Source organism: Rhodobacter sp. Har01 (genome assembly GCF_020564565.1).
Classification (GTDB): domain Bacteria; phylum Pseudomonadota; class Alphaproteobacteria; order Rhodobacterales; family Rhodobacteraceae; genus Pseudogemmobacter.
Genome location: NZ_JAJCTD010000001.1, coordinates 611,471 through 623,179, shown reverse-complemented (window position 1 = coordinate 623,179; position 11,709 = coordinate 611,471). Strand labels below are relative to the sequence as shown.

Sequence of the window (11,709 nt, the reverse complement as noted above, 5' to 3'; positions counted from 1 at the left end):
GATGAACTTCTCGGCCTGGGCCATCCGCAACCCCGTGGCGCCGCTGCTGGCGTTCTTCATGCTTCTGGTGCTGGGCTGGCAGTCGTTCAATGCCCTGCCGATCACCCGTTTCCCGAACATCGACTTCCCGCTGGTCAGCGTCACCATCTCGCAGCCCGGTGCTGCGCCTGCGGAACTGGAAACCCAGGTCACCAAAGAGGTCGAGGATGCCGTCTCGGGCATCACCGGGGTCAAGAACGTGGTCTCGAACGTCTCGGACGGCGTTTCGACGACGCTGATCGAGTTCCGGATGGAAAAGCCCACCGACGAGGCGGTGCAGGACACCAAGGACGCCATCGACCAGATTGTCGGCGACCTGCCGGCCGATGCCGACACGCCGCAGGTGACGAAGATCGACGTCGAGGGTCAGGCGATCATGACCTTCGCCGTGACCGCCCCGGGGATGACCTTCGAAGAACTGAGCTGGTTCGTCGATGACACCGTGACCCGGGCCTTGCAGTCCAAACCCGGGATCGGCCGGATCAGCCGCTTCGGTGGCGCCGACCGTGAGGTGCAGGTGCTTCTGGACCCGGTCAAGCTGGGCAGCTACGGGATCACCGCGCAGGCGGTCTCGGGCCAGTTGCGCGCCACCAACACCAACGTCGGCGCCGGCCGCGCCGAGTTGGGCGAGGGCGAGCAGGCGATCCGCCTTCTGGGCGACGCGCAAGACGTGGACAAGCTGGCCGAGACCACCGTCGCGCTGCCTTCGGGGCGGCATGTCAAGCTGGCCGATCTGGGCCAGATCGTCGACACCTACGAGGAACTTCGGTCGTTTTCGCGGGTGAACGGCGAGCAGGTGGTGGTCTTCGCAGTGTTCCGCGCCAAGGGCGCCTCGGAAGTGTCGGTCGCCGAAACGGTCAACGCCTCGATCGCGGAAATCTCCGAAAGGAACCCGGGCGTCGGCTTCAATCTGGTGGACGAGACCGTCTTCTACACCTACGGCAACTACGAAAGCGCGTTGCATACCCTGCTGGAAGGCTCGCTTCTGGCAGTTCTGGTGGTGCTGGCCTTCCTGCGCAACGGGCGGGCCACGCTGATCTCGGCCATTGCCCTGCCGCTGTCGGCGATTCCGACCTTCTGGGTGATGGACCTGATCGGGTTTTCGCTGAACCTCGTCAGCTTCCTGGCCATGACGCTGGCGACCGGCATCCTGGTCGACGACGCCATCGTCGAGATCGAGAACATCACCCGGCACATCCGCATGGGCAAGTCACCCTATCGCGCCGCAATGGACGCCGCAGACGAGATCGGCCTTGCCGTCATCGCCACCAGCTCCACCATCATCGCGGTCTTCGTGCCGGTCAGCTTCATGGCCGGCATCCCGGGCCAGTATTTCCGGCAGTTCGGCCTGACGGTGGCGATCTCGGTCACCTTCTCGCTGCTGGTCGCGCGGCTGATCACGCCGATGATGGCCGCCTACCTGATGCGGTCCAAGGACGCCGGCACCGAGCACAGCCACCGCGACGGCCCGTTCATGAAGGGCTATCTGCGGTTGATCCGGGCGGCGACCGGGGCGTGGCAGGTGTCGCGAAAGGTGGCGATCGGCCGCTACTACCTGACCATGGTGATCGCCTTGATCCTGGTCTATTTCTCGGTGCTGGCGATGATGCGGGTGCCGGGCTCCTTCATGCCGCCCGAGGACGTGAGCCGGATCTCGATCTCGGTCGAACTGCCGCCCGGATCGACGCTGGACGAGACCGACCGCACCACCCAGGCCATGGTGGCCAAGATCTCCGATCTTGACTGGATCGAGAACATCTTCGTCCTGGGCGGCGCTTCGCCCAAGGGCGACCGCGACATCCGCCGCGCCGCGATCACGGTGACGCTGGTCAAGATCGACCATTCGCTGCTGCTGAAACTGTCGCAGCTGGGGCAGCGGATTCCGCTGATCGGCGGGCTGGTGCCCGAAGTCGAGAACAGCGGCCGCACCGTGCCGCAGAACGTGATCGAGGCAGAGGTGTTCCGCCGCCTGGCCGAGGTGCCGGACGTGCGCGTGGTCAAGCTGAACGACCGCGGCGAGCGCGACATTTCCTATTCCGTGCTGGCGGCGAACGAGGCGGACCTGAACGGCGCCGTCCGGGCCCTGGAAGAGGCGCTGCGCGGCGATCCTCTGCTGGCCAACGTCGCCAGCGAAGGTGCCCTGCCGCGTCCGGAAATCCAGATCACGCCGCGCAATGAGGAAGCCGCCCGGCTGGGCGTCACCACCTCCGACATCGCGGCGGTGGTCCGGGTCGCCACCATCGGTGACGTCGATGCGGCCCTGCCCAAGATCTCGATCGACAACCGGCTGATCCCGGTGCGGGTGCGGCTGGCCGACGCCTCGCGCGAGGATCTGACGCGGATCGCCAGTCTCAAGGTCTATACATCGACCGGGGCGCAGGTGCCGCTGTCGGCGGTGGCCGACATCCGGATCGCCGAAGGCCCGTCGACCATCGAGCGGCTGAACAAGGAACGTCGCGCCACCATCGGCGCCAACCTGCCGGTGGGCGTGGCTCTGGGCGAGGCCTCGGCCCGGTTCAAGGAGATCGCCGCTCGGGTGGACCTGCCGGCCTCGGCGCGGCTGGAGGAATCCGGCGATGCGGAAATCCAGCAAGAGCTGTTCGCCAGCTTCGGCAAGGCCATGATCCTGGGCCTGATGCTGATGCTGACGGTGCTGATCCTGTTGTTCGGATCAGTCCTGCAACCCTTCACGATCCTGTTCTCGCTGCCGCTGGCCATCGGCGGGGTGGCGGCGGCGCTGTTGTCCACCGGGTCGGCGGTGTCGATGCCGGTCCTGATCGGCCTTCTGATGCTGATGGGGATCGTGTCGAAGAACGCGATCCTCATCATCGACTTCGCCATCGAGATGCGGCGCCGCGGCTTCGACCGCTATCAGGCGGTGGTCGAGGCCGGCCACAAGCGGGCCCAGCCGGTGGTGATGACCTCGATCGCGATGTCGGCGGGAATGCTGCCCTCGGCCCTTGGCGTGGGCGAAGGTGGCGCCTTCCGCGCGCCGATGGCCACCGCGGTGATCGGCGGCATCATCGTCTCGACGGTTCTCAGCCTGGTCATCGTGCCGGCCTTCTATCTGGTGATGGACGATCTAAGCCGGGTGCTGGGCTTGGTCTTCAGCCGGTTCATCGGCCAGAAAGAGACCGAGGCTGACGCCCCCGCGCCCGAGATCCTGGCCGACCGCATCGCCCGCGGCCGCGACGAGATGGAGAAGCTGGAACAGCGGCTGGGCGCCGTGGAAGACCGCCTTGGCGCTCCGCCCCGGCCAGGCACGACCTTGCACGTGGCAGAGTGAAGGCCGGAATGAAGCCGGTTTTCGGGAGATCCTCGCTTCCCGGCCGCGGCCGGCCGCTGCGGCTTCAGCGCCCCGGCCACAGCAGAGCGGCTTGCTCTGCCGTATAGCGCCCGAGCGCCACATCTTCCGCCACTGCCCTCGGGTCGCGCGAGCCTGGGGCTCCGTAGCCGCCGCCGCCCGGCGTACGCACGCGCACCCGGTCGCCCGGGGCCAGCACGATGTCCTGCGCCTTGGACAGGTGTTCGGGGATCGTCACCTGGTCCCCGTAGTGGATCTCCACCCGGTTCACCGCCCCGTCCTGCCCGCCAAGCGCCCCCTTCGGCCCGCTGCGGCCGTGGTCCATGACAAAGGACGCCCGCGCCGTGCCGCGCAGGAGTTCGATCTCGTAATCCAGCCCGAAACCGCCCCGCCACTGCCCCGCCCCGCCTGACCCTTCGTGCAAGGCGTAGCGGCGGTAGAGAACGGGATACTTCTGCTCCATGATCTCGACCGGGGGGGCCTTGGAGATGCCGATGGTCGAACAGCCGTTGGCGATGCCATCGCCCCCGGCAAAGCCGCCGTAGCCACCGCCGGAAATCTGGTACATCACATAGCCCGCCCCGGTTTCCGGGTCGGTCCCGCCCAGGCCGAAGTTGCCCGATGTGCCCGCCGGGGCCGCCGTCACCCGGTCGGGGATCGCCTGCACCAGCGCGGCAAAGACCGCCTCGGCGATGCGCTGGCTGACTTCCGCCGCGCAGCCCGAGACCGGGCGCGGGTAATGCGCATCCAGGAACGTGCCCTCGATGCCGGTCACGTGCAGCGGCTCGAATGCGCCCGCTGAAATCGGTACGTCGGGAAAGATGTGCCGCATCGCCAGGTAGACTGACGACAGCGTGGTCGCGCGGACCGAGTTCATCGGCCCCATGCAGGGCGCCGAAGACCCGGTGAAGTCGAAGGTCAGCGCATCGCCCTTTCGGGTGACGGTCAGCGCGATGGTCAGGGGTTCGTTCACCACCCCGTCCGAATCCACATAGGCCTCGGCCCGGTAGCTGCCCTCGGGAATCAGCCCGATCATCGCCCGCATCTGCCGGGCGGCCAGATCGCGCATCCGCGCCACCGCTTCGGTCACCGTGTCGTCACCGTAGCGGTCCATCAGCTGCGCCAGCCGCTCGGCCCCCACCATCAGCGCGCTGGCCTGCGCCTTGACGTCGCCGATGCGCTGGTCGGCCACGCGGATGTTCGACTGGATGATCGCCCAGATCTCGGCGTCCAGAACCCCCTTCTTGAACAGCTTGACCGGTGGCAGCCGCAGCCCCTCCTGTTCGGCACTGATCGCCGATGCCGAGAACCCCCCCGGCACCATGCCGCCGGTATCCGGCCAGTGCCCGGTGTTCGACAGCCAGCACCAGATCCGCCCCCCGCGCCAGACCGGCATGGCAAAGCGCACGTCCATCAGGTGAGTGCCGCCCAGGTAGGGGTCGTTGACGATGTAGATGTCGCCCGGCTCCGGCGCGGCGGTAATGCCGTCGCGGATGCGCTGCACCAGCGTCCGGGTCGAGAACTGCATGACGCCGACGAACACCGGCAGGCCCTTGGAGCCCTGGGCGATGAGCGAGCCGTCCTCGGCCGAATAGATGCCGTCCGAGCGGTCGTCGGCCTCGGCGATCACCGGGGAAAAGGCGGCGCGGGAAAAGGTCAGGTCCATCTCGTCGCAGACCTGCTGCAGGCCGGCCTGGATGACGGCCAGGGTGACGGGATCGATCATGAAAAGCCCTTTCATCTGTCCTCAAATATCCCGGGGGTCCGGGGGCTGGCCCCCGGCCGCGGTCTCAAGCCTCGACCCCGACGATCAGGTTGCCGTCGGCATCGCCGGTCACCCGGCAGCCGGGATCGACGACCAGGGTGGTGTCCATCTGCTCGATGATCGCGGGGCCGGTCAGGTCCGGGGCCAGCGGCAGGTGGTCGCGCCAGTAGACCGGGGTTTCCACCCAGGCCCCGGCGAACCAGACCGGCCGCGTCGCCTGCGGTTCGGCCGTCGCGCGCCGCCCCACCGGGTCGATCAGCCGCGACAGGTCCAGTTCGGCGCGGCGGCCGGTGACGCTGACGTTCAGGTTCATCACGCTGGCGCGAATCTCCGGCAGCTCCACCTTGAAGCGGGCGTGGTAGGCGGCCTCGAACAGGCACTGCAACTGGTCGCGGGTCGGGGTGGCCGAGGGCAGCGCGACGCGAAGCAGATGCGTCTGGCCGACGAACTGCATGTCGGCGGTGTATTCGGCGCGGATGTCGCGCACCTCGATCCGTTCCTCGGCGATCAGCCGGCGGCCCTCGGCCTCCTGCGCCGCCAGCACGCCATGCGCCTCGGCCATGTCCAGCGCATCGAGCGGACGGTTCAGCGTGCGCACGAAATCGTGCCGCAGGTCGGCCACCACGCATCCCAGCGCGTTGGTGATGCCGGGGCGGGCGGGGACCAGCACCTTCGGCACCGACAACTCGCGCGCCAGCGCCACGGCATGCAGCGGCCCTGCCCCGCCAAAGGCGAACAGCGCGAAGTCGCGCGGGTCGGCGCCAAGGCTGATCGACACCATCCGCACAGCTCCCGCCATATGGGTGTTGGCGATGCGCACCACGGCCTCAGCCGCGGCTTCGACGCTCAGGCCAAGAGGCTTGCCGATCTGCTCCGCCATCGCCGCCCGTGCCGCATCGGCCGCCTGACCGAAGCGGGCGGCGGGCAGCCGGCCCAAGACCAGGTTGGCGTCCGAAATCGTCACCCGCGTGCCGCCCCGCCCATAGCAGACCGGTCCCGGCGTGGACCCCGCGCTTTCCGGTCCCACCCGCAGCATCCCGCTTTCGTCCACCCGGGCGATCGAGCCGCCCCCGGCGCCCACGGTGCGCACATCCACCATCGGGACATGAATCGGCATGGCATATTCCACCTCGATCTCGTTCGAGACCGGGGCCACGCCGCCGCGGATCATGGCGACATCGGTCGAGGTTCCACCCATGTCATAGGTCAGCAGGTTCGGCATGCCGGCCCGCCGCCCCGTCGCCACCGCCGCCATCACGCCCGAGGCGGGACCGGACATCACCGTCTTGACCGCCTCGCGCGCCACATGCGCCGCCGAGACCATGCCGCCGTTGCCGTTCATCACCAGAAGGTCGCGGGTATAGCCGCGCGCCTTCAACTCGCCGGCAAGCCGGGCGATGTAGCGCTCCAGGATCGGCTGCACCGAGGCATTCACCGCCGCCGTTACCCCGCGTTCGTATTCGCGGGCCTCGGACAGCAGGGCGTGACCGAGGGTGATATAGCCGTTCGGCCAAAGCCCCGCCGCGATTTCCCCGGCCCGCAGCTCATGCGCCGGGTTGGCATAGGCGTGCAGGAAGTGGATCACCAGCGCCTCGCAACCCTCATCGCGCAGTGTCCCCACGGCCGCCCGCAGCGCGGCCTCGTCCAGCGGCGTCACCACCCGGCCGCGGGCGTCCATCCGCTCGGGCACCTCCAGCCGCAGGTTTCGCGGAATGATGGGGACGAAGCGGCCCGACATGCCATAGGCCTGCGGCCGGGTGCGGCGGCCCAGTTCCAGCACGTCGCGGAAACCGGCCGTGGTGATGATCCCGGTCTTCGCCAGCTGCCGTTCAAGCACCGCGTTCGTCGTCGTGGTGGTGCCGTGCACGATCAGGTCAAGGTCGGCCAGGTCGGCTCCGGCGGCCTCGAAGGCCGCCAGCACGCCCGGCGCCTGGTTCGGCAGGCTGGTGGGCACCTTGGCCAGCCGCACCCCGCCCGAGGCCGGATCGAAGATCACCAGATCGGTGAAGGTGCCGCCGACGTCCACTCCGGCCACAAGCCCCGCCATTCAGACCCCCACATAGTCCAGGAACTGGCGCGCGCCGTGTTCCAGCTTGCGCGCCTCGACCATTTCTTCCACCCGGCCATGCGCCATGAAGGCCACCCGGTCCGCCATCTTCAGCACCGCGTCCACCCGCTGTTCCACCAGCACCACGGCCACCCCTTCCGCCTTGAGCCGCAAGACGGCGTCGCGGATCAGCGCGATCATGCTGGGCTGCAATCCCTCGGTCGGCTCGTCCAAGAGCAGCACCTTCGGCTCCAGACACAGCGCGCGGCCGATGGCCAGCATCTGCTGCTCGCCGCCCGACAGGGTGGCTGCGGGCTGGGCCAGACGCTCGCGCAGGCGGGGGAAGAGGGTCAGGACATGCTCGCGCACCTCGCGGCGGTGGCCGTGCAGCAGGCCGCCGACCTCAAGGTTTTCCGCCACCGTCAGCGGGCCGAACAGCCGGCGGCCCTGCGGCACCCAGGCCAGACCATGGCCGGGGCGGCGGTGGGCGGGCAGGTCGTGCAGGTCGATGCCAGACAGGCGTATGGTCCCTTCGGCAGTCTCGACCAGCCCCATGATCGCCTTCAGAAGCGTGGTCTTGCCGGCACCGTTGCGGCCCATCAGGCAAGTCACCTCGCCGGCGCGGGCATCGAAATCGACACCGCGCAGCACGGTGACCGGGCCGTAGCCGGCGGTCAGGGCCCGGACCTCAAGCACCAAGATAGGCCTCCTGCACGGCAGGGTTGGCGCGCACCTCGTCGGGCGTGCCACTGGCCAGCACACGGCCGAAGTTCAGAACGGTGATGCGCTGGGCAAGGTCCATCACCACTTCCATGTTGTGCTCGATCAGCAGCACCGCGACCTCGGGCACCAGACCCCGGACCAGCGCCTTGAAGGCGCCGATCTCGCCCGCCGCCAGGCCTTGCGTCGGCTCGTCCAGGATCAGCACGCGCGGTTGCAGGGCCAGACCCATGGCCACCTCGAGCAGCCGCTGGTGGCCGTAGGACAGGGTTCCGGCGGTCTCGCGCCGCAGGGTTTCCAGGCCGACACGGTACAGCGCGGCCTCGACGGCGCGGGAAAGGTCGCGGGCCGAGCCGCGGCCGCCCTGCACCGCCAGCGCGACGTTGTCGAAGACCGACAGACCGGGGAACACGCTGGTGATCTGGAAGGTATAGGCAATGCCCTTGCGGACGCGGGCATGGGCCGGCAGGCCGGTGATGTCTTCGCCGGCCAGCGTGATGCGGCCCGACTGCACCGGCAGGCGGCCAGACAGGAGCGAGACGAAGGTGGTCTTGCCCGCCCCGTTCGGGCCAATCAGGGCGTGGATTTCCCCTGCCGCCAGGTCGAAGTCCACCCCGTCCACGGCCTTGAGGCCGCCGAAATGCCGGGTCAGACCTCGAGCGTCGAGCAGGCTCATGGCAGGCCCCGCAGGCGGGTCCGCAGCGCGCCGAGAATGCCCTTGGGCGCAAACAGCACCAGGATCACCAGCGCCGCACCCACCAGGAACATCCAGGCCGAGGTGACCTCGGTCGCGGCCTCGATCAGCATGAACATCAGGATCGCGCCGAGAAGCGGGCCGGCGACGGTGCCGGCGCCGCCGAGCAGAACGTAAAGCATCGGCAGGATGGAATACTGGATGGTGGCGAAGCTGGCGCCGGCATAGCCGAAGAGGATGGCATAGGCGGCCCCCGCCAGGCCCGAGGCGGCGCCGGACAGCGTCAGCACGCCAAGCTTGGTGGTGAAGGGGTTGATGCCCAGCATCCGCGCGCGGTCCTCGTTTTCGCGCAAGGCGACCATCACCCGGCCAAAGCGCGACCGGACCAGCGCAAGGGTTGCAAGGAAGGTCACCGCAAAGATCGCCCAGGCCGCCAGAAACCGCGGCACATCGGTCGAGAGGTCGGCCCCGAACAGCCGGCGGCCGGTCGCCGGCAGGGCAAAGCCTTCGTCCCCGCCCGTGGTGGCGTTGAAGTAGAGCAGCGTCAGGTAGCCGGCCTGCGCGAACATCAGCGTCACGATCATGAAGCTGACGCCGGCGGTGCGCAGGGCAAGCACCCCCACGGCCAGGGCGGCGAAGGCGCCGCCGGCGAGGCCGAGGCCCAGGGCCGGCAGCGCGGCCAGGCCGGCGTGCCAGATCGGCAGGCCGGCGGCGTACATTCCGGCGGCGAAGAACAGCGCGTGGCCCAGGCTGAGAAGGCCGGTATAGCCGAAGGCCAGGTTGTAGCCCATGGCGAAGGTGGCCAGCACCAGGATGCGGGCCAGGTTGGTCATGTGATAGGGCGACAGCAGGAAGCCCGCGGCCAGAAGCAGCGCCAGGACGGCCAGATGGGCGGCCCAGGTCTTCATGTGCGCGTCCCGAACAGGCCCTGCGGGCGGAAGACCAGCACCAGCGCCACCAGCAGCGTGGCCAGGATCTTCGCCAGCGTGGGCGAGAAGAACATCGAGATCACCCCGTCCGACAGGCCGATCACCAGTGCCGCGACCAGTGTGCCGCGCAACGAGCCGAGGCCGCCGATGATGACCACGATGAAAGACAGGAGCAGCGGGTCGCCCCCCATCAGGTAATGCGCCTGGGTGATCGGAACGATCAGCACGCCCGCCAGTGCGGCCAGCCCGGCGCCCAGGGCGAAGGTGCCCATGTAGACGCGGTCGACGTCGATGCCGAAGGCGCGGGCGACATCGCGGTCGACCTGGGTCGCGCGCATCACCAGCCCGGCGCGGGTGTGGGTCATCAGGGCCCAGATGCCGGCCAGGACCACCGCGGCGGCGGCGATGACGAAAAGCTTGTAGCCGGAATAGCCGAACCACGGCAGTTGCAGGCGCAGATCGAAGGGCGCGGCAACCGGGCGGGCGTCGGGGCCGTAGACCGTCAGCGCGGCCTGCTGCAGCATGTAGAGAAGGCCGATGGTGGCGACGATGGTCGCCTCGGGGTCGTAGTTCAGCCGCTTCAGCACCAGCGCATCGGCCAGCGCCGCCAGCGCCGCCACCGCCAGCGGCGCCACTACCAGGGCAGCGGCAAAGGCCATCCAGGCCGGGCCGGGGATCAGGCTTGCCACGAACCAGGCGATCACCGCGCCCAGCATGAAGAACTCGCCATGCGCGACGTTCACCACCCGCATCACGCCGAACACCAGCGCCAGCCCCGAGGCCGCCAGCGCCAGCACGGCGGCGGTCACCAGGCCCTCCATCAGGGCAAGCAGCAGGAACGGTCCGAAGGCCATGGGGCGGGTCCGGGGATGCGGGATGTCGGGGTGGGGTTTCACCCCACCCCTGCGGGATCAGAACGACATCGCGGTGTAGTCGACGGCGTCGGGGTAGAGGCCTTCGTCGATGGTGGTGCTGTGCACCTTCACCAGCTTGCCGGCTTCGACCTTCGAGATGTACTGCGCGCCGAAGACCTGGTGGGTCTTGCCGTTGAAGAGCTTGGCCCCCTGCGGCCGTTCCAGCCCATAGGGCAGGTCGGTGATCGCCTCCATCGCCTCGACCAGCTTCTGGCGGTCGGCCGGCCCGGTGTAGCCCGCCGCCTCCATCGCCTGCTTGATGAAGTAGAGCGTCTCCCAGGTGCTGAACATGTGCGAATAGGTTGAGATGTCGGCCGGGTCGCTGACCGAAGCGCCCATGTCGTCCACCCCCACCGCGGCGCGGTAGGCCGCTTCGTGCTCCCCGGCATCGGCCGGTTTCACCCGCGGATGCGCCTCCCAGAAATGCGAGCCTTCCAGGAATTCCAGCCCCGACGTGGCGGTATCCACTGCCTCAAGGCTGTCGACGAAGCCGAAAAGGGCGGGCTTGGCGCCGGTGCCGTAGAACTCGCCCAGTTCCTTGACGAAGGTCAGCACGGCCGGGCCGACCATGACGTGATAGAGCACCTCTGTTTCCGCCGGGATCTGCGGGAAATAGCGGGTGAAGCTGGTCTCGGTCGGCGGAATGGCGATCTGGGCGATGACCTCGCCGCCCTGTTCCGCCATCGCCTTGGTGAAGAAATCGCGGTGGTCGTGGCCGAAGGCATAGTCGGGGAAGACCATCGTCACCTTCTTGCCCAGGTTGGCGGAAACCCAGGGCGCCATGGTGGAAATCTGCGCCCGCACATCGGTGATGCCGGGCTGCAGCGTCCAGCGGTTCAAGGCGCCGCTGGCGACATGGTAACCCTCGGAACAGACCAGGTAGGGCACCTTGAGTTCCCCCGCCCGCGGCGCGCTGCCCATCACCACATGCGAGAACAGCGTCCCCATCACCAGGTCGCAGCCATCGGACTGGGTCAGCTTGTCCACCACTTCCGCCCCGCGCTTGGGGTCGGTCGCGTCATCCTCGAACAGGATCTCGACCGGGCGCCCGGCAATGCCGCCGCCGTCGTTGATCAGCTTCAGCGCTGCCTGCGCCGTGCGCTCATACCAGCGGCCATAGCTGGCGCCGATCCCGGTCCGGTGCAACTGGAAGCCGATCTTGATCGGAGCGGCCTGGGCGCCGACCACCGCGGGCAGCGCCGTGGCCAGAAGCCCCGCACCCGCACCCATCAGCAGCGCCCGGCGGGTGGGCATCAGAAGCGAAGTCATGTCGTCTCTCCTCTGTTGGGCGGGCGCC

The 11,709-nt window shown here is 68.6% G+C and carries 8 protein-coding genes; 1 reads left to right on the top strand and 7 read right to left on the bottom strand.

Annotated features, from left to right (window positions below):
• The first annotated feature begins 1 nt into the window (after position 1).
• Positions 2 to 3,325 (top strand): efflux RND transporter permease subunit, encoded by a 3,324-nt coding sequence (locus LHP98_RS03000; RefSeq protein WP_227250999.1) that lies wholly within the window; start codon positions 2 to 4, stop codon positions 3,323 to 3,325.
• A gap of 64 nt (positions 3,326 to 3,389) precedes the next feature.
• Here the strand turns inward: LHP98_RS03000 and LHP98_RS02995 are convergent, their stop codons facing one another.
• From LHP98_RS02995 to LHP98_RS02965, 7 genes are all read right to left on the bottom strand, one after another.
• Complete coding sequence (locus tag LHP98_RS02995; protein WP_227250998.1) at positions 3,390 to 5,069, bottom strand: hydantoinase B/oxoprolinase family protein; 1,680 nt, start codon at positions 5,067 to 5,069, stop codon at positions 3,390 to 3,392.
• 64 nt (positions 5,070 to 5,133) lie between these two features.
• Positions 5,134 to 7,155: a hydantoinase/oxoprolinase family protein gene (locus LHP98_RS02990; RefSeq protein WP_227250997.1), complete on the bottom strand. Its 2,022-nt coding sequence runs from the start codon at positions 7,153 to 7,155 to the stop codon at positions 5,134 to 5,136.
• Positions 7,156 to 7,851, bottom strand: a complete 696-nt coding sequence (locus LHP98_RS02985) for an ABC transporter ATP-binding protein (RefSeq protein ID WP_227251543.1) — start codon at positions 7,849 to 7,851, stop codon at positions 7,156 to 7,158.
• Entirely contained in the window at positions 7,844 to 8,551 is a 708-nt protein-coding gene (locus tag LHP98_RS02980; RefSeq protein ID WP_227250996.1) for an ABC transporter ATP-binding protein, read from the bottom strand. Before LHP98_RS02980 ends, LHP98_RS02985 begins: the two co-directional genes overlap by 8 nt.
• Positions 8,548 to 9,477, bottom strand: a complete 930-nt coding sequence (locus LHP98_RS02975) for a branched-chain amino acid ABC transporter permease (protein WP_227250995.1) — start codon at positions 9,475 to 9,477, stop codon at positions 8,548 to 8,550. Before LHP98_RS02975 ends, LHP98_RS02980 begins: the two co-directional genes overlap by 4 nt.
• Entirely contained in the window at positions 9,474 to 10,352 is an 879-nt protein-coding gene (locus LHP98_RS02970; protein ID WP_227250994.1) for a branched-chain amino acid ABC transporter permease, read from the bottom strand. Before LHP98_RS02970 ends, LHP98_RS02975 begins: the two co-directional genes overlap by 4 nt.
• Positions 10,353 to 10,409: 57 nt before the next feature.
• Positions 10,410 to 11,681, bottom strand: coding sequence for an ABC transporter substrate-binding protein (locus LHP98_RS02965; protein WP_227250993.1), 1,272 nt, complete (start codon positions 11,679 to 11,681; stop codon positions 10,410 to 10,412).
• Positions 11,682 to 11,709 lie beyond the last annotated feature (28 nt).

Excerpts from the sequence above, each read along its gene's own strand:
- LHP98_RS03000 (WP_227250999.1), top strand. The coding sequence starts at position 2 with ATGAACTTCTCGGCCTGGGCCATCCGCAACCCCGTGGCGCCGCTGCTG.
- LHP98_RS02995 (WP_227250998.1), bottom strand. The coding sequence starts at position 5,069 with ATGATCGATCCCGTCACCCTGGCCGTCATCCAGGCCGGCCTGCAGCAG.
- LHP98_RS02990 (WP_227250997.1), bottom strand. The coding sequence starts at position 7,155 with ATGGCGGGGCTTGTGGCCGGAGTGGACGTCGGCGGCACCTTCACCGAT.
- LHP98_RS02980 (WP_227250996.1), bottom strand. The coding sequence starts at position 8,551 with ATGAGCCTGCTCGACGCTCGAGGTCTGACCCGGCATTTCGGCGGCCTC.
- LHP98_RS02975 (WP_227250995.1), bottom strand. The coding sequence starts at position 9,477 with ATGAAGACCTGGGCCGCCCATCTGGCCGTCCTGGCGCTGCTTCTGGCC.
- LHP98_RS02970 (WP_227250994.1), bottom strand. The coding sequence starts at position 10,352 with ATGGCCTTCGGACCGTTCCTGCTGCTTGCCCTGATGGAGGGCCTGGTG.
- LHP98_RS02965 (WP_227250993.1), bottom strand. The coding sequence starts at position 11,681 with ATGACTTCGCTTCTGATGCCCACCCGCCGGGCGCTGCTGATGGGTGCG.